We start from the raw sequence: 21,557 nt of genomic DNA on the forward strand, positions 1-21,557 counted from the left end.
GGTTCGAACGTCTTGTTAGAAACATTGGATGTTTGCCGTTCAATATTCGTAACCAACAGAGGCATATTCCACTTATCAAATATAGTAAACTAATCGATTGATAAATGGATTGGTCCAACTATAAGTCGTGCAACGCAGACGATTTTGAGCGTTACCAATACAATATCTAATCCAAATCAACTTAAAGCCTTCACAGGTTGATGTCCGCAGTGTGGCAATAGTGAATATTGCATAAAACGTTTCAATCTCATTCAATGTCCAATAATCTCACTAGTGATGTCTATTCACAATATATTAGATTTTCTCATCTGCTGACGCATTTCTCATTATTTGTGACGATCCACACATAACCACAATTGACCAATAATAATTTGAAAATACAAAAGTTGAGTAATTACTTTATTATTTACTTTACATTTATAGAGTCGTTACTCTATAATGTTTTTGTTCCCTTTTAGCGAACACCTGTTGTAATAATTTTATATTTTAGCTTCCCCAAGCTATCCGGCCGATGAACTAGTTTTCATCGGTTTTTTTATGCCTATAATTTGAGGGAAAATAAAGTGAGTTCTTTTTTACAATAATTTCGATTTAAATGCGTCTTTGTATCGCCTCGATAAATTCAATATTTTTCCATTATTTAGTTTTACTTCACTATCTCCACTACTCAGCGGTGTAATTGAATCAATATTATTTAAGTTAACGGCATATGAACGATGAATACGGCAAAATCCTTGCTCTTCAATTTGAGATATTAATTGAGTCAATGTTGTTCTTGTTGGGTATATTCTTCCTTTACTGTGTAAATTAACGTAATTTCCTGATGATTCTAGCCACTCAATATCTTCCACTTTAACGATGAATTCTTTACCTAGCTTTTTAACCAATAAACGGTCAAAACGTTGAGTGATATTTTCTTCTTCACCTACAGAAATTGGGCATGCTTCACCTTGAAGACGACTGAGAATAAATCCATAGCCCTTAATAACGATTAGAATGGAAATAAATCCCCATATGTCTTTACGGAGTTCATAAATAAACTCAATTAATATATTGCCAAAATCATAATTAAGCGATTGAGTCCAATATATTACCTCTCGTATCGTAACCATCACACTGACATGAACAATAGAAAATATAATGGAACTAATAAAATACATGCCCAGTGAAAATGTTACTTTCGACCAATTGAAAGGATGTTTTTTAAGGAGCCACACACACGCAGGCAACAATAAAATAGTCGCTATCGCACTGCTGAATTCCCAAACGAAAGGTTCCCATAATTGAAAACTTGGCACACCAGAACGATTAGCTTCCATGATCACTGAAGTTGCCAAAATAACACTATTAATAAAAAGGTAGCCAAAGATGCCTAATACTTCATAGCAAAATTTGTATTTTTGAAAGTGGTGTAATTTATTCATCTTTATAAAGTAGCACAACAAGCATTAAAGCAAAAACATTTCAGCCCTCTCAGCCACCGCTTATCCCTATGCATTGTTTATTAAGCCTTTTTGTCTTTTTATAAATAAAATCTCTGTCATTATCCCAATAACTTCTTCATTTATAAAGGTCAGAAAATGACGGTTCAATCGAATGATTTCTTAATAAAATATTTTATTCCTGTCCAACAAGGAATGCCTGAAAGACGTTACGATTTAGACTGGTTACGCATTCTTATTTTTGGCTTACTTATTTTTTATCACATTGGAATGTTATATGTGGCGGATTGGGGCTTTCATTTCAAAAGTGTCTATCAGTCAGAAACACTAGCAAATTTTATGCTTATAGTTGAGCCTTGGCGCATGGCGTCTTTATGGATAATTTCGGGTATTGCCATTCGGTTTATTTTAGTCAAAGTGTCTTTGCTTCGTTATACCTTTGTTAGAAGCTTACGATTACTTTTACCCTTATTGTTTGGCGTTCTAGTGATTGTTCCACCACAACTCTATGTTGAAATGACGACAAATGGTGCGTTAGATATGTCGTATTGGCAATTCTATTTAGCTATGTTTACTGATAACAATACGCTTTTCGTAAATTATCAGCCAGGTATTTGGCCGCACTGGGACGTTAATCACTTATGGTATTTACGCTCATTGTGGGAATACTCGTTGGCGATAATATTGCTACTGCCGTTGTTAAATTCTTCACTTATCACAAATACTAGCAACTGGCTGTTTAAGCAACATCTTGGCGTTATCTTATTAATATTAAGCGTGCCGATATTTATAATTCAAATAACGTGGGAGCAAGACACTAATCGTTACCCATTGGGTTTCACTTTTTTACTTTATGGCTATTTAATTGGTTGGCATGCTCATTTTTGGCAACAGTTAACAATTAATTTAAAACCGTTACTGCTTACTTTTGCGTTTTTAGTAATTGTCTTTATCAGTTTCTATAATACCGTTTGGTTAACGTTAAACGATTCGACTCCATCGTGGTTAATTATAATGGGCATGCTTATTTACAGTGTCGTGCGTGTTGCAGGAGTATTAACCGTATTGGCACTCGCTTATAGATATTTGAATAAAAAGTCACCCTCATTAAGCTATTTTAATGAGGCTGTGTATCCTTTTTATATTGTGCATCAAACCATTATTATTGTGCTTGCTTATAATTTAGCGCCTTTGGAGTTAGGGCCGATAATAGAGCCTTTAAGCGTTATTCTCCTTACCATTTTATTATGTTTTATTTGCTTTGAGATTATTCGGCGTTCCGATATTTTAAAACCACTATTTGGCGTTCGCATTAAGAAAAACCACAGTAAAACGATAAAAAATATGGGTTACATATTTGGATGTTTGCTTATTATTCCAATTGGATTAGAGATCATTTTTTAAAATAAATTAAAAATAAGATAATTAAATTGTAACCTTTCGCAAAGTCGTGCGTAATTATAACTATGAAAGGAAATAAATTTAATAAAATACTCGAACAGCATCAGCAGCGAATTTATTCGTTAGCTCTTTATATTTTACGCGACAAACACGAAGCGGAAGATATAACACAAGATGTTTTTACGCGTTTATGGAATAGCTTCGAACAAGTAGATATTGAAAAAATGTCGCCTTGGCTTTCAGCGGTAACTCGCAACGCTTGTATTGATAGATTACGTAAGCGTAAAGAATTCAGCCAAGTTGAAGAAGAGTATCAAGTCACTAAAACTCATGAAGAACCCGCAGGGAATTTACAACACCAACAATTAAGTCGTTGGTTAAGCCACGCAATTTCTTGTTTAAAAGAACCTTATAGCTCGTTGATTATGTTATGTGATGTACAGCAAAACAGCCAAAGTATTGCGGCTCAGTCACTTAACTTAACCACCAGCCAAGTAAAAGTCTATTTGCATCGTGCACGACGTGAATTGCGAAATAACTTAAAGGGGTATACCCATGAACAATAAAGAATCATGGCAGAAACCATTAGATAACTTTTTAGCGAACAATGACATTTCAGCTGACACTCGCGTGCTAGCAAGAGCATTGTCCGAGCACAGCGAATTAAATAGCGAACAACTCAGTAATCAACACATTGCTGAGTTAGAAAAAGCCTTACATATTGAACAACACTTAAATGACATAGGTTTACAGCCTTTATCAACAGATCTTAAAAACAAGTTACAAGGCATTGGCAAAACGAGAACAACCAGTAACGTTGTGTTTGGTTACTTTACACCTAGCTGGAAAAAACTCAGTGCACTAGCCGCAACCGTTACCGCTGTTGCTTTACTTAACACCAATATGCTAAGTGAGCCTAAAAATGAACAACCTTCACTCGCAGAAATACAGCATGCTCAGCAAGAGTTAGCCATCGCTTTAGAATATATTTCGTTTGCTAAAGAGGTATCAACAGAGCAAATAAAACAGGCATTAGACGAAAATATACAACAACCATTGAATCAGGGGTTATTTAAACCACTTAATCATTTTAAGGAAACATCATGAAAAAAATATTATCCGCCGTCATTTTCTTTAGTTCGTCATTGTTTATTAGCAGCTTAGCTTTTGCTAATGATATTACCCAAGAGCGTGGTTATGTCGATTTCGCCAGCCTCGATTCTGCTTATGGCGAACCTAAGGTGATGGTTAATTTAAATAAAACCATGCTGGGCTTTATTAGCAAAATTAATATGTCTGACCCAGAAGCGTCTGAGTTAATCAAGAAATTGAAAGCCGTGCGTGTACAAATCTACAATATGACAGACAACGACCAACCCGCATTAGACTTAATCGCTAAAGTCAGTAAAGACATTCAAAACAAAAATTGGCTCCCCATTGTTTCAGTGAACGAAAAAGGTGAAAAAGTACGAATATTCACTAAAATTACTGATGATGTTATGGACGGCTTAATGGTGATGGTTGTGAATAACAGTGATTCACGAGAAGCAAGAGAAGCGGTATTTATTAATATTGTTGGCGAAATAGACCCGGCGCAAATTAATAAAGTAACCCAATCACTTAACATCGATATTGACTTAAAATAGCGAGTACCCCATGAAACTATCTACTATTTTATTAAGAAAGGTTACATTAATATTAGCCATTACCACCAGCTTATTATTAACGGGCTGTGGCATTACAGCAGGAGGCCTACATAGCCATGCGGGCTATGCAGATATTGAATCACCTTATTGGTGGCAAGCCGACAGCGAATTAAATTTGTCTTTAGGCCCCTTAGCTATCGGTACCGCTCGTTGGGTTATTGATGCCGATAAAGATCCTGAAATTGATGCTTTGCTCAATGACGTAGACGGTGTTCGTATTAGTGTTTATAAAGTTGAAGAAAATAGTCAGCTCTTTATAGAAAATTTTGATGAAACACAAGCCAATTTACGTGCAGATGGTTGGCAACCTATTGCTCGCGTGAAAGGCGATGAGCAAGGTGATTATTCACTTATGTTTATTAAGTCAAATGGGGAAGTGATTGATGGTTTAGTTGTACTGTTACTTTCAGAAGATGAAGCTCTTTTTGTCAATATTATTGGTAATATTCATCCGAACTCTTTTGAACCGATTATGGAGCAAGTTTATAAAAAAACCAACTCCACAGAGCCCTCTGAAGAAGTCGCAGTAGAAAAAATATAATAATAACGCTGCCGATTAGGTCATAGATTAAAACTTAATCGGCAGATATTACTACTTCACTGATTTACGATTTACTTTGGCGCAGCCGCATTATATTTAGCCGCTTGTTTAGTTTGAGGTAACGACGCTTTAATGAACCGACGAATATCATCATTAGACGCTTTTAAATCTTCATAGCGAAGGTACATCATGTGACCACTGCGGTAGCCTTTAAAAGATAAACGATCTTTCATTTTTCCACTTTGATCTAACTGCCACATCGTATACTTAGCATCAAAATAATTAGTCGCACCATCGTAGTAGCCTGATTGGATCATGACATTTAAATAAGGGTTCTGTGCCATCGCTAAACGCAAGTTCTTACCAGTATTATTATTGCTGCGATCCCAAGGATGTACATCACCAAACATATTATATTTAATGTCTGTTTTATAGTTTAATTCTTCACGTAAATAGTAATTAATGGCTGGCGTGAAACTGTGTAACCATGATGTTAGCTCTGCATTATAATCAGGTCGTGAACCCGTTACTTTTTCATCAATACCTAAATAGCGAGAATCTAAACGTCCTATTGTTTGCTCACGGTCACGTAATAATTCTTTCCAAAAATATGAAGCGCTAATATCTAAATTACTGCGTAATACTTCAGTGACCGAAAGCCCTGAGTAGTATGCCACTTTTTCTGCAATCGCCTGTTTTTCTTGTTGGCTAATAAAGCCACCTTTAGCAAGTGCGGGTATGTATTGATCGATAGTGAACTTTTCAACTTCTGGTAGAATATCCAGTAAATCTTTTTGTTGTAATTCACTCTTTAACGCTTTGTGATACCAAGCCGCCGCCGCAAAATAAGGTAGGCGATTTGCCGCTTTTACTGGACCGTCACGCTTAATACCAATATCAGTAGGTGACACCAAAATAACGCCATTTAAATACATCCACTGTCGTGATTGTAGCTCTAATGCTAAACCTGAGACCCGCGTTGTGCCATAACTTTCTCCGATTAAATATTTTGGTGAACGCCAGCGATCGTTTCGGGTCACAAAAGTATTTACCCAATCAGCTAAGTATTTAATGTCGGCATTAACACCAAAAAACATCGACTTTTGCTGGTCTTTTGAAGGCATCTTACCCTCTTTGTCAGGTAAAACTCGTGAATAGCCAGTATTTACCGGATTAACAAAAACAATGTCGGCAACATCTAAAATTGAATAGTCATTGGTCTTAACACCGTAAGGCTGCAATGGATATCCTTCGTTATCAACATTTAAAACACGTGGTCCGGTGTAGGCAACATGCATCCAAACTGATGCTGAACCTGGGCCACCGTTAAAAGAAATGAGTAAAGGTCGTGCGCTTTTATTCTTAATATCGCTGCGTTGGTAATAGGTATAGAATAAACTAGCGGTTGGGTTACCTTCACTGTCCCAAACAGGTTGAGTACCGGTAGTGGCGGTGTAGTCGAATTTTTTACCATTAACCTTGGTACTATGTTTTGTGGTTGAGCTTTCGTCGATAGCTAATTTTCGTGTATTGTCGCTCGTACTATTAGCATTAACTAACGGTGACAATATCAGCAATAAGGCCAATACGTTGACTAAATAGAGTGCTTTCACTTTAAGGTCCTGTGTAGTAGATTTTTATTAAGATACCTATACTGTAAAACAGAAAAGATGTTACCGCTGAAATAAAAGTTTAAATAGCCTTTTTCAGCGATAAACACCTGTTGTCACTAAATTTACCCTAGGTATTTAATGTTAAGTAAACCACGATCAGCTTTTGTCCTGTAATCGTCATTTCCCCTGTTTTAAGGGTATTCAATTTCAATAAATGCCCTGCCTTTATTATTGGGTGCTTTTGGTATGACGTTAACTGAAATGCACCCGACAAACTGTAAACAAAGCATAAATCTGCAGCTTTAAGTTCAACAGTTTGTTGAGCTAGCAAGGTTTCCACAACGGCCGAGCACTTTTCTTTATCTGTAATAATATTAAAGTCGGTAATTTCGCCTGCTGGTAAATTTCCAACGGTTCGACAACCCCCATCAAAATTGGCGATATCGAGGATATTATTCAGCTGATCAATTTTACGGTTATCGTGCTGTAAATTAATGCCATGACCTTCAATCAGAATAAGGTTACGCTGATAACCTGAAAAATCTGAAAAAACACCGTCTTCAACAACCGTTGCCATACTTAAGCGCCAGATGAAATCATCTAATTTACCCCCAGCGTTAATGGCTAATTCAATCGTTTCTCCTTGACCGTTTTTCCATGGAATAGTCTTGAATTGTTGTGGAGAAAGCACCGTGATCATTGCGAATCTTGCAGATGTTGTGCATGAAAACATAAGTGGTTTTCAATAAAGCTCGCAATAAAAAAGTAGCTATGGTCATAACCTTGATGCTGGTTAAGTATCAGTGGGTAGTTATTACTTAGCGCCGCTGAAATTAATGATTTGGGATGAAGTTGTTCTTTCAAAAAATCATCGTCTAAACCTTGGTCAACCAAGGCCGGTATATGGTGCGTACTTGCTTTCATTAAAAGACTAGCATCGTGTTGCTGCCATAACGTTTGATCACTGCCCAAATAAGCACTAAACGCTTTTTGTCCCCAAGCGCAATTTACTGGATTGGCAATAGGGCTAAAAGCGGATACTGAACAATATAAATCTGGGTTTTTAAGAGCGATGGTTAGTGCGCCATGCCCCCCCATTGAATGACCACTGATTGATTTTTTACTCGATACAGGGAAGTTTGCTTCAATTAATTTTGGTAATTCATCAACAATATAATCATACATTTGATAATGGCTAGACCACGGTTTTTCTGTTGCGTTGATATAAAACCCCGCACCTAGCCCTAAATCGTAAGCTTGATTTTCATCATCGGCAACATCATCGCCGCGCGGGCTGGTATCAGGACAAACAATGGCAATACCCAGTATTGATGCCATACGCTGGCCACCTGCTTTTTGTACAAAATTTTCATCTGTACAAGTGAGTCCTGAAAGCCAATACAAAACTGGCACCGGTGAACTCTTGCTCGCACATTCAGGTAAATAAATAGCAAAACGCATTTTACACTTCAAGCTTTCGGCATCATGTTGAAAGTGTGCTTGTACGCCAGCAAACATTTTATTACTGCTAATTTCTTCTAACATGATTTTCAACCTTTTAGGTGCTTATGAATGATTAAAATGAATAACACTACGAATACTCTTACCTTTGTGCATTAATTCAAAGGCTTCATTAATCTTTTCTAATGACATGGTATGGGTAATAAAATCGTTTAAAGCGAATTCACCTGCGAGATAACGTTCAACATACTCGGGTAACTCACTGCGACCTTTTACACCACCAAAGGCAGTACCACGCCATACCCGGCCGGTAACCAACTGAAATGGTCGAGTTGAAATTTCTTGTCCTGCGCCAGCAACACCAATAATAATAGATTCGCCCCAACCTTTATGACAACACTCTAAGGCTGAGCGCATAATATTAACATTACCGATACATTCAAAAGAATAGTCAACGCCGCCATCGGTTAATTCAACAATAACGTCTTGAATGGGTTTATCGTAATCTTTTGGGTTAATGCAATCAGTTGCGCCTAATTTTTTGGCTAATTCAAATTTACTTTCATTAATATCAATTGCAATAATACGGCTCGCTTTCGCCATAGTAGCGCCAATAACCGCTGAAAGCCCAATACCGCCTAAACCAAAAATAGCAACCGTATCGCCTACTTCTACTTTTGCAGTATTCATTACCGCGCCCATGCCTGTTGTAACGCCACAGCCTAATAAACACACTTCTTCAAGTGGCGCTTTGGGGTTAACTTTTGCTAAAGATATTTCAGGTAAAACGGTATATTCAGAAAACGTTGAGCACCCCATATAGTGAAAAATAACAGTGCCGTTTAATGAAAATCGAGAAGTACCGTCAGGCATTAAACCTTTACCTTGGGTCTCGCGAATTTTTTGACAAAGGTTTGTTTTACCTGATTTACAAAACTTACATTCGCCACATTCTGGCGTGTATAAAGGAATGACATGATCCCCAACCGCAACGCTAGTTACTCCCTCGCCTATTTGTTCAACAATTCCGCCACCTTCATGACCTAAAATTACGGGAAATATTCCTTCCGGGTCTTCGCCTGAAAGTGTAAAAGCATCGGTATGACAAACACCTGAAGCGATAATTTTAACCAGTACTTCACCTTTTTTAGGTAGCTCTACGTCGACTTCTTCAATGGTTAATGGCTGATTTGGCCCCCAAGCTATGGCGGCTTTAGATTTGATCGTGTTAGGTTTTTGCTTCGGTGCTGACATGTAAGTTGTCCTGACTGCTTTCTTTGCAACAATGATAATGGATAAATATCTGGAATAATAGCTTATTGAAATGTATAAAAGTCATTTTTTAAGCCTATTGATAGCTTGCCTTACAACCATGAAAAATTTAGCCATTACCAATAGTCGTTTATTCACCTTTTTGGCAAAAAAAAGTGGCCTCGCGTTCACATTTAAAGGGAAGTATGCGTCGTATTCAAGAAAGGAAAGGGGAATAAAAACGCGGGCGTTGACATACGATATCCGGGGATTTTATCCAGATGATGGTAACAATCTTTATTGTTCGGTCATTAACGTATAAAAATAGTGTTATCGGCTAAAGCATTTACAGTTGGCTTTTAAGCCCATTGAGCTTTAAAAGATAACGTGAGACGAGAAGCTTTTCATTAATAGCTAATAATAACTCTTCTGCTTGTTCTTTCTTCCCCATAATTAACTTTACTTCAGCTAAATATAATTGAGCATGAGCAGCCTTTATTACATCAATAGCTATTTCTGCATACTTGATAGCCGAGGCATAATTTGTTTCAGCTAGTGAATACTGCTGAGCTTCTTGCTGCACTTGTGCTAAATTAAAGTGTACAACCGCTATTTGCTGTTCATTACCATATTTATAGCTCCAAGGAACGGCGCTATTCCAGTGTTCTAAGGCTTCATCATTATACTCAAGTTTTTTCGCAACGTGCCCTAAATGACCGTATAGCTCCATCATAAAATATGGGTTATGACTATGTTGATATTTATCTTTCAAGGCGTTAAGTGACACGTAAGCTTCAGGTAATTCACCAATAAACATTTGTAAGTTAGCTATTTCTATTAACTTTATAGGAGAGGGGTATGCCCCATTCATTATCGCTAACTGTGCTTTCGCTTTATAAATATAGCGCTTACCTTCTTTTAGATCTCCGCGACCAAGAAGAGATTTTGCATAATACATATAAAGAGTAACCTGAAAAGGAGTAGGTAAATCTTCATCGTTTATTAGGCGTTTGGTTTCTTTATATAGCTCGTCACTGTGTTGTAAAATAAATAGCGATGTGAGTTTAAACTGCATTAAGCGAAGCCAAAGTCGACTTTTCTGTTGTACACTTTTTAATTCAAAATCAACTTGTTCAAGACATTCTGTGGGAGAGCGCTGACATAGCTTGTCCATGCTTTCACTTTTAATCGCATAAACCTTAGTGACGGGTAAGCTCAGTACCAACAATAATATTGCCGTACGTTTTATTAAATAGCGCTTATGGGGAATAGAAAATTGTTTTTTCATTGTTAAATATTGCCACGGATATTGTTAATTTCCAAGTACCTTAAGTGTTTATTAAAGATTATTGAACAAAAAATATCTTGGTGTTAAGCTCCACGCGAAAATTTAACTCTAGCTTAATCTAAGGTTAACCCAAATAAAAAATAAAGGATTTATAATGTTTAAATGCACAGCTCTTGCCCTCATCTTGTTATCCCTTTCTTTAACGGCTTCCGCTAATTGGCAAACAGGGGCAGGTTTTGCTAATTTTTCTGATAGCACTGACGGTGACGACCTTTCATTAAATATTATTTATGGTTCAGTTGCTTATAAAATTGAAAATTCAAGAAAAGATTACTTCTTTATGCCTGAATTTCGAATCGGGACCGGTCTTGGTGATGACACGCTAACAGAAACTTGGCGTTATCAAGATGGGTACACAGGACATTCTAGAGTGATCAGTAGTGATATAAAAGTCGAAATAGAACGTTTTATTGCGTTATCTCTTCGTGGTCAATACGGCTTCAGTAACGGAGCATACGTTTATGTTGCGCCTTCTTATGCAAATTTAAAAAGTAAAATAAGTTACGCTGGCGAATCAGATTCTGATGATTCATGGGAATTTGGTGTTGGCGCTGGTGTTGGTTATAACCTTAATAAAAAAATCAGTGTTGAAGCCTCATATGAAAATTATGATGAGACTGACTTACTTTCTGTTGGTTTCAAATACGCATTTTAATTAAGTTTACTCTTTAACACTGAAAAAGGAGAACTCAGCGTTCTCCTTTTTCAGTGTAAATATTAGATTAAAAATTATAAAACTAATTACCTAGAACATTGAGTGTCGAAATATAGAAATTAGCATCAACGGTAATACTTGGATTTTCCTCATCTATCTCAACAGCAGTCCAACGTGTTGTTGGCGACAACCAACGTGCTTTACCTGCAATAGTAACTCGAACTGGCATGTCAAAATCTTTAATAACATTACCCCAACGAATTTTCATCACTTTATCTTTAACAAAATACTCCAAGGTTGGAATACGAATATCACGTAAATATTGGTCAAAAACCTGACTAAAGTCTATGCCAGATTGCGTGCTGATGTAGCTTTCAATATCTTGAGTGGTCACTGTTTGATGATAAAAAACGTTGCCTAAACCACGTAATATTTCACGCCATTTTTTATCATCGTTGATTACTTGGCGAATGGTATGCAACATGTTGCCACCTTTATCATACATATCACCAGAGCCACCACGATTAGCATTATATTCACCGATAATTGGTGATTGATTACCAATGTTCAGCCGTTGACCACGAATATATTCAAAGGCTTGCGTTTGAGTAAAATGATATTCTAAAAAGAGGCTCTCTGAATAACTCGTAAAGCTCTCATGGATCCACATATCCGCCACATCTTTATTGGTAATATTATTGGCAAACCACTCGTGCCCTGATTCGTGCACAATAATAAAATCGAATAACAAGCCAGGGCCTGCACTGGAGCGATCACGCCCTAGATAGCCATTTTGATAACCATTGCCATAAGTCACTGAACTTTGGTGTTCCATACCTAAATAAGGGGCTTCTACCAATTTATAGCTGTCTTCATAAAATGGGTAAGGGCCGAACCAATGCTCAAAAGCTTCAATAGTGCGCTTGGCTTCTTTAAATTGCTTTTTAGCTTTGGCTAAATTTTCACGTAAAACATAATAGTCCATATCAAGCTGACCTTTTTCACCTTGATGCTTTTCACCAAAATGAACATAATCGCCAATATTAATATTTACGCCATAGTTATTTATTGGGTTAACAACCTGCCAATGATATATTTTTGTTTTCGCTGCTTTATTATGTTCTGTTTTGATTAACCGCCCGTTAGAAACATCCATTAAATGTTCAGGTACTTCAACACTGATTAGCACTCCATTATCAGGTTCGTCGCTAGGATGATCTTTATTTGGCCACCAAATGCTAGAGCCAATACCTTGATTCGATGTAGCAATAAAATCAAGGCCATTACTGTCTTTTTCCCAAGTAATACCGCCATCCCATGGGGCACGTTTTGCAGTAACGGGCTGTCCAGAGAAGTAAAGAGTTATCTTCTGCTCTGAGCCTATTTCTTGCTTACTGGCTGGGGTGATAAAATAAGAATAGCCATCTTGCTCTACTTCAAGCGCCTTACCATTTTGGTGCACTTTCTCAAGCTTCATTGGCGCTTGTAGCTCTATTTGTAAACGTTCACCTTGAGCTAACACCATATAAGTCATGGTGTTTTTACCTGAAAAAAGCTTAGTTTCAGGGTCAACTTTTACATTAAGATGATAATGCGTTAGATCCCACCAGATTCTTTCTGGTGTTATTGAACCACGTAATTGTTCTTGATGCGTTATCTTGCCACTTTCTTGTTGCCAATTACTCGCACTAACATGCCCAGCAAAAACCATAGCGCAAACTAAGCTGGCAAGTGAAGTCGTTATCCGTTTTTTTATCATTATTATTGTCCCAACTCTCTCTTGTATACAACATACTAGCATTGTGTAATATAAATGGTGAACCCTAAAAAGGGTAAGAACTATTAGCGGCTCACATCGTTATCTAAAAATTAATTATAACCAAATACAACATTAAGATTGCGTATTTTGAAACTAATACGATAGAATCACCACAATTACTTGTCGGAGTGCTGAGATTATTTCTAAAAGAAATATTCAAAGCTGAGATCGCGAAAGCGGGATCCGTAGAACCTGATCAGATTAATATCTGCGTAAGGGAACAAGGTAAAATATAGCGGTTAAAGCATTAATACCTAAACCGTTTTATTTTTTCCTCACTCTACACTTCGTCTTTTTTTTACTGCATTTATAACAAAATGTAACTTATTAAAAGGCAGCATAATGACCAAACCAGCTAACAAAATCACTCGCAGAGAACGTCGCGAGCAAGCTGAAGCTTTTTTAAAAAACGTTTCAGATCAGTCATTCCCTAATTCTAAAAAAGTCTATGTAAAAGGTAAAATTCACGATATCAAGGTGGGTATGCGTGAAATCACCTTGTCTGATACTTTATTGGCCGGTAATAAAGACCAGCCAACTTATGAAAAGAATGAACCACTTTGTGTATATGACACCTCTGGATTTTATACCGATGAAAACGTTGAGGTAAATGTTCACAAAGGTATTCCTCGCCTGCGTGAAAGCTGGATTGATAATCGTGGTGATGTTGAATTATTAACCGCAAACAGTTCTACCTATGCACAGCAACGTTTAACTGATGATGGTGTTGACGCTATTCGTTTTGAACATTTACCTAAAATGCGTGTAGCGAAAAAAGGTAAAAATGTTACTCAAATGCACTATGCTCGCCAAGGAATTATCACGCCAGAAATGGAATATATTGCAATACGTGAAAACTTGAAACGAGAAGAGGTAAAAGACAAAACATTGTTGTTACAGCATAAAGGTCAGTCTTTTGGTGCCAGTATTCCTGAACAAATCACCCCTGAATTTGTCCGCGAAGAAGTCGCGCGTGGCCGGGCAATTATCCCGGTAAACATCAACCATCCAGAATGTGAACCCATGATTATTGGCCGTAATTTTTTAATTAAAGTTAACGCGAATATCGGTAATTCTGCGGTCACCTCTTCTATTGAAGAAGAAGTAGAAAAATTGGTTTGGTCAACAAAATGGGGCGCAGACACCGTAATGGACTTATCAACGGGTAGAAATATTCATGAAACCCGTGAATGGATCATGCGTAACTCGCCCGTACCGATTGGCACTGTGCCTATTTATCAAGCGCTAGAAAAAGTAAATGGTGTCGCTGAAGACTTAACTTGGGAAATCTTCCGCGATACCCTTATCGAACAGGCTGAGCAAGGTGTTGATTACTTTACTATTCATGCTGGTGTATTATTACGCTATGTACCCATGACGGCTAAACGCGTGACAGGTATCGTCTCGCGTGGTGGTTCAATTATGGCGAAATGGTGTTTAGCACACCACAAAGAAAATTTTCTCTATACCCATTTTGAAGATATCTGTGAAATTTTAAAGCAGTACGATGTTTCGTTTTCATTAGGTGATGGTTTACGCCCGGGTTCAGTCGCTGATGCTAACGATGAAGCACAATTTGCAGAATTACATACCTTAGGCGAATTAACCAAAATTGCTTGGCAGCACGATGTTCAAACCATTATTGAAGGCCCAGGTCATGTCCCTCTTCATCTGATTAAAGCGAACATGGAAGAACAACTTAAGCATTGTGGTGAAGCGCCTTTCTATACATTAGGACCATTAACCACTGATATTGCTCCCGGTTATGACCATATTACCTCAGGTATTGGCGCTGCTAATATTGGTTGGTACGGCTGCGCTATGCTTTGTTATGTAACGCCCAAAGAACATTTAGGCTTACCCAATAAAGAAGACGTAAAAGAAGGGTTAATGACCTATAAAATTGCTGCCCATGCCGGTGATTTAGCAAAAGGGCATCCGGGTGCACAAATACGTGATAACGCGATGAGCAAAGCACGCTTTGAGTTTCGCTGGTATGATCAATTCAACATTGGTTTAGACCCAGAAAGAGCTAAAGCTTACCATGATGAAACTTTGCCACAAGAGTCTGGCAAAGTGGCTCATTTTTGCTCAATGTGTGGCCCAAAATTCTGTTCAATGAAAATTTCTCAAGAAGTACGCGATTATGCCGCGGGTCTTGAAGCCAGCAATAAAATAGAAATACAGCTGCTTGACGAAGTCATTGTCTTAGATGCCACGCCAGAGAATATAGAACAAGGTATGGCAGAAAAGTCTGCTGAGTTTAAAGCCACCGGTAGTGAAATTTACCATCAGGCGAAGTAGTGAACGATGACTCTTTTTGATAAAAAAGTGCCGCCTCTTCAAACCTCCACCAATATTGTCGTTATTGGCGCGGGGTTAGTGGGTCGCTTAATCGCATTATCTTTGGTTAATAAAGGGCATGATGTGACCTTGATTGATAAAGATAACAAAGATGGTCGCCAAAGTGCCGCTTATGCGGCAGCAGGCTTATTAACCCCCTTGGGTGAAGCCATGCATAGCGAGCCTAATATTGTTGAAATGGGCTTTGAGTCGTTAAAGCTTTGGCCTGAAATTTTGGCTGAATTAGACGCTTATACCTATTTTCAACAAGCGGGGGCGTTAATGGTTAGCCATGAGCAAGACCAAGGTGACTACCTTCGTTTTGTGCGTTATATCAAAAATAATTATCCACAACATCCACTACTACAGCTTAATCGCCAGCAGATAATTGAGCTTGAGCCAGAACTAGGACGTAGTTTTAATCAAGGCGTATTTTTACCTGAAGAAGGACAAATTGGTAATCGTAAATTGCTGATTGCCCTCCAACAACAGTTAGATAAAAGTCAGCTTACTTGGTTAGAAAATGCTCCTGTGGTTAAAGTTGATCAGCAAGCTTCTCACTGCTTAGTAACCTACCTTGATAGCGGTCAAGGGAGTGGAACAAAAAAGGTATTGGCTTGTGATTTGGCGATTGACTGCCGTGGTATTGGTGCTCGTAGTAACGAAAGCAATGCAGAGGCGGCACCCTTAAGAGATTTACGGGGTGTACGTGGTGAATTATTTCAGCTATTTGCGCCAGACGTTCACTTAACAAGACCTATTCGGTTGATGCACCCTCGATATCAATTATATATTGCCCCTAAAACCAAGGGGTTCTATGTGGTGGGGGCAACCGAAGTTGAAAGTGAAAACTGTGGACCTATGACCGTACGTTCTTCAATGGAACTGCTTAGCGCTGCTTACAGCGTTCATCCTGGTTTTGCCGAAGCGAGTATTCGTCAACAACTAAGCCAGCTAAGGCCTGCATTTAGTGATAACCAACCTAAAATATTTGTGCATCAACGCCTTATTCAAGTTAATGGCTTATTTCGTCACGGCTTCCTTATCGCACCCGTCGTGTTAAAACAGTTAATATTTGCGGTTGATCATGTTCTAGCAAAAAACAACATACAACAATCTCCTTATAATAAATGGTTACCCATAACTGAAGAACAATAAATAAAGAGTAAAGCGGCTAAAATGAAATTTTTTATAAACGGACAAGCGATTACGATAGCAACCGAAAGCGCTAATATAATAATCGCATTACAGCACTATTTAACGCCTGAGCAACACCAACAAAGCTTCGCGGTTGCGCTTAATGGTAACTTTATTGGCAAAACAGATTATCAGCATACTGATGTTAATCAGGGAGATAGTATTGATTTACTCTTTCCTATTCAGGGAGGTTAATGATGAAACTTTCACAAGAACTCATTATATACGGACAACCTGTTCAGAGCAGGTTATTGATCGGTAGTGCACTTTACCCTTCACCTGAGATCATGAAACAAGCCATTTTAGCCAGCGGGTCAAAGATTGTGACCCTTTCATTAAAACGGCAGAACCCCGCGGAACAATCGGGTGCAAAAATTTGGCAATATATTCAAGACATCGTAAAAGAAAGCCAAGGTTTTTTATTACCGAATACCGCGGGCTGTAAAACCGCAAAAGAAGCGGTAACATTAGCAAAAATGAGTCGAGAAATTTTTCAAACCGATTGGATTAAATTAGAGGTCATCGGTGACGACTATAATTTACAGCCAGATCCCATAGAGCTACTAACCGCAACTGAACAGCTCTTAAATGACGGATTTAAAGTGCTCCCTTATTGCACCGATGATTTAGTTATTTGCCAGCGATTATATGATTTAGGTTGTCAGGTGATCATGCCTTGGGCATCGCCAATAGGTACCGGTAAAGGCTTGATGAACCCGTATAATTTGGAAACAATCCGCTTGCGTTTACCCAACGCTACGCTCATTTTAGATGCCGGTATTGGTAAACCTTCTGATGCTTGTTTAGCCATGGAAATGGGCTACGACGGTGTATTGTTAAACTCTGCAGTCGCGTTAGCTGATAACCCTGTACTCATGGCAAAAGCCTTCGCACAAGCGGTTACTGCTGGTGAGCAAGGTTATATTGCGGGCATGATGCAGCAACGACAAACTGCTCATCCGAGTACGCCAACATTAGAAACGCCTTTTTGGCATCAACAAGGGTAATTTTATGTCGACAAGTATGAGCAAAAAACCAATCATCTGGACAATTTCAGGCAGCGATTGCTCAGGTGGCGCAGGTATTGCCGCCGATATAAAAACAGGTCATGCTTTAGGGGTTGAAGTTTGTCATTTGATCACCGCTAATACCGTACAAAACGCTGAACAATTATTATCAGTAAACCCCACTGAAATAAATATTCTTCAACAACAGGTTAATATACTCATTGATGACAAACCGCCCAGCGTTATTAAAATAGGTTTAATAGCCAATAGTGCACAAGTTAAGTGGCTTACAACTACCCTAGCTTTGATTAAAACTAAAGTGCCAACCTTACAAGTGGTATTTGACCCCGTTGGACAAGCCACTGTTGGCGGTGCTTTATCTACATTACAGCGTGAAGACTTAACCGATTTACTCATGCTTGTTGATGTGATCACCCCTAATATAAACGAAGCTCAACAATTGACAAATCAGACATCTTTTACCCCTGATATATTGACGAAAAAAATCGCTGAATTAGGTGTAAATAGCGTAATAATAAAGGGCGGACATACTGAGTCTTTAACCGGAATTAACCCAGAAATTAGTCGCGATTATTGCTTACATCATATTGAAGAGGTTCCAATACGTTATCAACTCACGTCAGCCAAAATAAATACCCATTACAGCCATGGCGGTGGCTGCTCTTTTGCCAGCGCCTTAGCGGCTTTTCTAGCACAAGGCTATTTGTTACGTGATGCTTTTACGTTAACCAAAGCTTTTATCAATCAAGGTTTTGCTCAATCAGTGATCAATGAAATCAATAAGCCAAATTATTATGGCGCATTTGAGCAAACGCATTGGCCAGATAACGCAATTAATTTCCCAACGGTTACTTCTGATTTAGCGCAAGTACATCAAGCGTTACCAGCTTTTCTTTCATTAAAACTACAAGAAAAAAACCTTGGACTTTATCCGGTTGTTAATTCTATTTATTGGCTAAAACGATTATTACCTTTGGGTTTAGAAATTATACAGCTGCGCTTAAAAGATAAAACGGGGCAAGAACTTGAACAGATTATTATTGAAGCGTTAGCACTGAGTAAACAATATAAAACACGTTTGTTTATCAATGATTACTGGCAACTAGCCATCAAGCATGGTGCTTACGGTGTACATATTGGGCAAGAAGACTTGCAAAACGCTGATTTAAAAGCCATTCAAAAAGCAGGCTTGCGTTTAGGTATTAGTACTCATGGTTGTTACGAGTTTTTATTAGCGCAACAGCTTAAACCGTCCTATTTGGCGATTGGTGCTATATTTTCAACAAAAACCAAGAATATGACTGGACAAATACAAGGGGTCGAAAACTTAAAGTATATACTACAATTAGCCACTAATATTCCCGTGGTGGCGATTGGTGGTATTAATCATCAACACGCAGAACAAGTTTGGCAAACAGGCGTTGGCGGTATTGCTGTCGTTACCGCAATTACTGAAAGTGAAAATGCTGAAATTGCAGTTAAACAATTTCAGCATTTTATGCCGTTTCGTTAATCCGTTTAAAGCTAAACAGGTACCGATGTAGGTAGCGGTTTTTCTAATAATAACGGTTGACGCTTCATATAAGTAATAGAGCGCCATAGCCATTCTAGTGGGCCAAATCTAAAGAACTTCAACCAAAAGTGACAAAAGAGAACTTGAGCGAAAATAACTACAACAACAATCAACATTTGCTGTCCGCGCGCTATTTGGCCAAACATACCGCCGGCATAGCCATAAAAGATGCTGGTTAAAATAATGGAATGCGTGATGTAATTGGTTAATGCCATTTTTCCTAGTGGCGCTAACCAAGAAAAGCACTTTATAAACCAAGCTTTACTAGCGAGTTTTACAAACATGCCAATATAGCCTGCACATAAAACAAATTGCCCGTAGTAAAAAATCGTTTGTCCTCCCGCTTGAATTTCAATCGCTGTTTTTGTTACAGGGTGTATGCTAATAAAAGTTCCCACAATACTTAATAAAAGCCCAATACTTAAGCCACCCCAGCACATAACACTAAAGAAACTTTCATGTTGCTCAGGATTTTTCATTCTACCACTGGCCACTAACCAATAGCCGACCATAAAAAGGGGTAAGCAGACAAAAAAGGCAAACATAGGCGTGTTACCTAAAGCTTTGAGGGCGCTTTGTACTCGATATTTAGTGGCTTCAATGTAACTAGCTTCAGTAAAGGCAATGGTTTCTTTGGCTAAGCGTTTTTCACGTTTAAGCTTACTTTCGACGCGTTGCTGAGCTTTATAAGCAATAAGCTCTTCATCACTCATACTGTCTTCATCTACTTCTTTTTCTTCGATAACATCTTCTTTAATACTTTCTTCATTGACAATTTCTTCCGACGAGATAGCGTCCTCTTCAACAAGATTTTTATCATCTACCGTTATATCATTAGGTTTATCTTTTTCTTGTTGCATCAATAAATCGACCTGTTGATTAATCGATATTTTTTGTTGCCACTCTTCAGTAATTACCGTGTTGTCTCGTGTCACACCAAAGTAAAGAGCACCAAACATTGAAACCACTAGCGGCAGAAGCAATAGGGAGAAACCCACTTTTGCAAATGTTTCTGGTTTATTAAATCGCGCTAACTTTTTGGTGCGTAAAAGTAAAACAAACCCTAATAAAAACAAACCTCCTACTGCGTAGTCGTGAATAATATCCCCCCCCCATAGGAAGATGAGATGCGCTAATCCAAAGACGAATAATGCTAGCATTCTTCGAGTAAACCATACGCCAAACTTACGTTCTGCTGCTTGTGCTCTGATAAGCATAATGGCAAACCCCATCCCAAACAGTATAGAAAAAAGCTTGTAGAATTTACCTTCAACGAACACTTTAACTAACCAACTTGCCGCCCAATCAAATCCCGTTAAACTGTAATCGAAACTCATTAAGGCGCTAACGGGGCGATTAAACCATTCAATATTCATCATAATAATACCAATTAAGGCAAAACCACGAAGTAGGTCCATCACTTGAATGCGATCAGAGTTTATTAAAGGGGATAGCTGCTTATTTACAGGGGCGAGGTCATTTTCCATTGTGTTTTCACTTAATTATTATTATCAGTTAACATATTCAATTAATAGCATGAGTTATGCCAATTCGTTACCTATTGATCTGTAACGAATTGTGTGTGTCTTATGCAAATAATGATTAATAATTCTATAAAAATCATGCTTTAAGACCACATTTAGCGGATTCTCAAAAATAGAGAGCTGCTTCCTCCATTTATTGAGATAATTTAATTTTAGGCTGTCATGTCTGCCAATTTTCATCAACATTTGGAGCTAATTTGAATAATTGTCCTTGCTCTGCTGACTGAAAGATTTTGTTTACGCCGACCTCTGGTGTCGCAACAGTAATCATAAAAACAGCAAAAGCGAGCACATAATTTCGACTATTTATTAAAAAGGTAATGCAGTCGAGTAAAGAGGCATCTTTATAAAGGCCAGCAGCACCGAGACCAATAATAGGTAATAAAGTCGCAGGGAAAAAAGTAGCTACCGCAGCTGTACGATTAATCGTATAACGCATTTTGTCCTTCTAATAATAAAGGCATCGGCAATAATGAATCGCATTGATGACAGGCAATCATGTTGTTCACTACTGAATGATTTTTCACAAGAGAACTTGTTCCATTAAAAGATTTGCTCCTTACTTTAGAATCAATATATTACGACTAGCAGGGTCCATTTCAGTGTACGACATCAGTGAATTTTAGCCAATAAAA

Annotated in this window: 20 protein-coding genes and 1 riboswitch; of the genes, 11 read left to right on the forward strand and 9 right to left on the reverse strand. The window is 38.1% G+C overall.

Features of this window, described 5'->3' with window-relative positions:
* Positions 1–575: 575 nt before the first annotated feature.
* Positions 576–1,424 (reverse strand): LytTR family DNA-binding domain-containing protein, encoded by an 849-nt coding sequence (locus H4J52_RS07620; RefSeq protein ID WP_182223752.1) that lies wholly within the window; start codon positions 1,422–1,424, stop codon positions 576–578.
* A gap of 156 nt (positions 1,425–1,580) precedes the next feature.
* Here H4J52_RS07620 and H4J52_RS07625 point away from each other — a divergent pair, with 156 nt between their 5' ends.
* The 5 genes from H4J52_RS07625 to H4J52_RS07645 all read left to right on the forward strand — a co-directional run bounded on the left by H4J52_RS07625 (position 1,581) and on the right by H4J52_RS07645 (position 5,090).
* Positions 1,581–2,846 carry an acyltransferase family protein gene (locus tag H4J52_RS07625; RefSeq protein ID WP_182224460.1) on the forward strand — a complete coding sequence of 422 codons (1,266 nt, stop codon included), beginning with the start codon at positions 1,581–1,583 and terminating at the stop codon, positions 2,844–2,846.
* 62 nt (positions 2,847–2,908) lie between these two features.
* The gene (locus H4J52_RS07630; protein ID WP_182223754.1) at positions 2,909–3,409 is read left to right on the forward strand and encodes an RNA polymerase sigma factor; all 501 of its coding nucleotides are present in this window, start codon (positions 2,909–2,911) and stop codon (positions 3,407–3,409) included.
* A complete protein-coding gene (locus H4J52_RS07635; RefSeq protein ID WP_182182272.1) occupies positions 3,399–3,950 on the forward strand; it encodes a hypothetical protein in 552 nt (183 codons plus the stop codon). Before H4J52_RS07630 ends, H4J52_RS07635 begins: the two co-directional genes overlap by 11 nt.
* Positions 3,947–4,489 (forward strand): DUF4252 domain-containing protein, encoded by a 543-nt coding sequence (locus H4J52_RS07640; protein WP_182224461.1) that lies wholly within the window; start codon positions 3,947–3,949, stop codon positions 4,487–4,489. Before H4J52_RS07635 ends, H4J52_RS07640 begins: the two co-directional genes overlap by 4 nt.
* A gap of 10 nt (positions 4,490–4,499) precedes the next feature.
* Entirely contained in the window at positions 4,500–5,090 is a 591-nt protein-coding gene (locus H4J52_RS07645) for a DUF4252 domain-containing protein (RefSeq protein WP_182224462.1), read from the forward strand.
* A gap of 71 nt (positions 5,091–5,161) precedes the next feature.
* On the opposite strand, the gene H4J52_RS07650 is transcribed toward H4J52_RS07645, so the two are convergent.
* From H4J52_RS07650 to H4J52_RS07670, 5 genes are all read right to left on the reverse strand, one after another.
* Positions 5,162–6,664: a S10 family peptidase gene (locus H4J52_RS07650; protein ID WP_404851976.1), complete on the reverse strand. Its 1,503-nt coding sequence runs from the start codon at positions 6,662–6,664 to the stop codon at positions 5,162–5,164.
* A 166-nt stretch (positions 6,665–6,830) separates the two neighbouring features.
* Positions 6,831–7,403 (reverse strand): HutD family protein, encoded by a 573-nt coding sequence (locus tag H4J52_RS07655; protein ID WP_182223755.1) that lies wholly within the window; start codon positions 7,401–7,403, stop codon positions 6,831–6,833.
* Positions 7,400–8,251 carry an S-formylglutathione hydrolase gene (gene fghA / locus H4J52_RS07660; protein WP_310649978.1) on the reverse strand — a complete coding sequence of 284 codons (852 nt, stop codon included), beginning with the start codon at positions 8,249–8,251 and terminating at the stop codon, positions 7,400–7,402. The genes H4J52_RS07655 and fghA overlap by 4 nt, the downstream gene beginning before the upstream one ends.
* An 18-nt stretch (positions 8,252–8,269) precedes the next feature.
* Entirely contained in the window at positions 8,270–9,418 is a 1,149-nt protein-coding gene (locus H4J52_RS07665) for an S-(hydroxymethyl)glutathione dehydrogenase/class III alcohol dehydrogenase (protein ID WP_220460153.1), read from the reverse strand.
* A gap of 343 nt (positions 9,419–9,761) precedes the next feature.
* Complete coding sequence (locus H4J52_RS07670) at positions 9,762–10,703, reverse strand: tetratricopeptide repeat protein (RefSeq protein WP_182182278.1); 942 nt, start codon at positions 10,701–10,703, stop codon at positions 9,762–9,764.
* Positions 10,704–10,857: 154 nt separating this feature from the next.
* On the opposite strand from H4J52_RS07670, the gene H4J52_RS07675 reads away from it, so the two are divergent.
* A complete protein-coding gene (locus H4J52_RS07675) occupies positions 10,858–11,418 on the forward strand; it encodes an outer membrane beta-barrel protein (protein WP_182182279.1) in 561 nt (186 codons plus the stop codon).
* 82 nt (positions 11,419–11,500) lie between these two features.
* Here the strand turns inward: H4J52_RS07675 and H4J52_RS07680 are convergent, their stop codons facing one another.
* On the reverse strand, positions 11,501–13,177 hold the full coding sequence (locus H4J52_RS07680) for a M1 family metallopeptidase (RefSeq protein ID WP_220461077.1): 1,677 nt from the start codon (positions 13,175–13,177) through the stop codon (positions 11,501–11,503).
* A 174-nt stretch (positions 13,178–13,351) separates the two neighbouring features.
* Positions 13,352–13,474: riboswitch (TPP riboswitch) on the forward strand.
* A 105-nt stretch (positions 13,475–13,579) separates the two neighbouring features.
* Here H4J52_RS07680 and thiC point away from each other — a divergent pair.
* The 5 genes from thiC to thiE are packed head-to-tail and all read left to right on the forward strand — an operon-like array spanning position 13,580 to position 19,318.
* Positions 13,580–15,541 carry a phosphomethylpyrimidine synthase ThiC gene (gene thiC / locus H4J52_RS07685; RefSeq protein WP_220461078.1) on the forward strand — a complete coding sequence of 654 codons (1,962 nt, stop codon included), beginning with the start codon at positions 13,580–13,582 and terminating at the stop codon, positions 15,539–15,541.
* Between the two features lie 6 nt (positions 15,542–15,547).
* A complete protein-coding gene (gene thiO, locus H4J52_RS07690; protein ID WP_182224465.1) occupies positions 15,548–16,738 on the forward strand; it encodes a glycine oxidase ThiO in 1,191 nt (396 codons plus the stop codon).
* Positions 16,739–16,759: 21 nt separating this feature from the next.
* Complete coding sequence (gene thiS, locus H4J52_RS07695; protein WP_182182281.1) at positions 16,760–16,972, forward strand: sulfur carrier protein ThiS; 213 nt, start codon at positions 16,760–16,762, stop codon at positions 16,970–16,972.
* A 2-nt stretch (positions 16,973–16,974) separates the two neighbouring features.
* A complete protein-coding gene (locus tag H4J52_RS07700) occupies positions 16,975–17,784 on the forward strand; it encodes a thiazole synthase (RefSeq protein ID WP_182224521.1) in 810 nt (269 codons plus the stop codon).
* Between the two features lie 4 nt (positions 17,785–17,788).
* Entirely contained in the window at positions 17,789–19,318 is a 1,530-nt protein-coding gene (thiE, locus tag H4J52_RS07705; protein WP_259366526.1) for a thiamine phosphate synthase, read from the forward strand.
* Positions 19,319–19,329: 11 nt separating this feature from the next.
* On the opposite strand, the gene H4J52_RS07710 is transcribed toward thiE, so the two are convergent.
* Positions 19,330–20,865, reverse strand: a complete 1,536-nt coding sequence (locus H4J52_RS07710) for a DUF418 domain-containing protein (protein ID WP_182224466.1) — start codon at positions 20,863–20,865, stop codon at positions 19,330–19,332.
* A gap of 217 nt (positions 20,866–21,082) precedes the next feature.
* Positions 21,083–21,361: a paraquat-inducible protein A gene (locus H4J52_RS07715; protein WP_182182283.1), complete on the reverse strand. Its 279-nt coding sequence runs from the start codon at positions 21,359–21,361 to the stop codon at positions 21,083–21,085.
* Between the last annotated feature and the right edge of the window lie 196 nt (positions 21,362–21,557).

The sequence above is a fragment of the Colwellia sp. MB02u-14 genome (genome assembly GCF_014076915.1).
GTDB lineage: Bacteria > Pseudomonadota > Gammaproteobacteria > Enterobacterales > Alteromonadaceae > Colwellia_A.

Coding starts and splice junctions, on each gene's coding strand:
- H4J52_RS07710 (WP_182224466.1), bottom strand. CDS start 20,865: ATGGAAAATGACCTCGCCCCTGTAAATAAGCAGCTATCCCCTTTAATA.
- H4J52_RS07625 (WP_182224460.1), top strand. CDS start 1,581: ATGACGGTTCAATCGAATGATTTCTTAATAAAATATTTTATTCCTGTC.
- H4J52_RS07620 (WP_182223752.1), bottom strand. CDS start 1,424: ATGAATAAATTACACCACTTTCAAAAATACAAATTTTGCTATGAAGTA.
- H4J52_RS07670 (WP_182182278.1), bottom strand. CDS start 10,703: ATGAAAAAACAATTTTCTATTCCCCATAAGCGCTATTTAATAAAACGT.
- H4J52_RS07655 (WP_182223755.1), bottom strand. CDS start 7,403: ATGATCACGGTGCTTTCTCCACAACAATTCAAGACTATTCCATGGAAA.
- thiO (WP_182224465.1), top strand. CDS start 15,548: ATGACTCTTTTTGATAAAAAAGTGCCGCCTCTTCAAACCTCCACCAAT.
- H4J52_RS07640 (WP_182224461.1), top strand. CDS start 3,947: ATGAAAAAAATATTATCCGCCGTCATTTTCTTTAGTTCGTCATTGTTT.
- H4J52_RS07635 (WP_182182272.1), top strand. CDS start 3,399: ATGAACAATAAAGAATCATGGCAGAAACCATTAGATAACTTTTTAGCG.
- H4J52_RS07680 (WP_220461077.1), bottom strand. CDS start 13,177: ATGATAAAAAAACGGATAACGACTTCACTTGCCAGCTTAGTTTGCGCT.
- H4J52_RS07675 (WP_182182279.1), top strand. CDS start 10,858: ATGTTTAAATGCACAGCTCTTGCCCTCATCTTGTTATCCCTTTCTTTA.
- thiE (WP_259366526.1), top strand. CDS start 17,789: ATGTCGACAAGTATGAGCAAAAAACCAATCATCTGGACAATTTCAGGC.
- H4J52_RS07665 (WP_220460153.1), bottom strand. CDS start 9,418: ATGTCAGCACCGAAGCAAAAACCTAACACGATCAAATCTAAAGCCGCC.
- H4J52_RS07630 (WP_182223754.1), top strand. CDS start 2,909: ATGAAAGGAAATAAATTTAATAAAATACTCGAACAGCATCAGCAGCGA.
- H4J52_RS07700 (WP_182224521.1), top strand. CDS start 16,975: ATGAAACTTTCACAAGAACTCATTATATACGGACAACCTGTTCAGAGC.
- thiS (WP_182182281.1), top strand. CDS start 16,760: ATGAAATTTTTTATAAACGGACAAGCGATTACGATAGCAACCGAAAGC.
- H4J52_RS07715 (WP_182182283.1), bottom strand. CDS start 21,361: ATGCGTTATACGATTAATCGTACAGCTGCGGTAGCTACTTTTTTCCCT.
- H4J52_RS07645 (WP_182224462.1), top strand. CDS start 4,500: ATGAAACTATCTACTATTTTATTAAGAAAGGTTACATTAATATTAGCC.
- thiC (WP_220461078.1), top strand. CDS start 13,580: ATGACCAAACCAGCTAACAAAATCACTCGCAGAGAACGTCGCGAGCAA.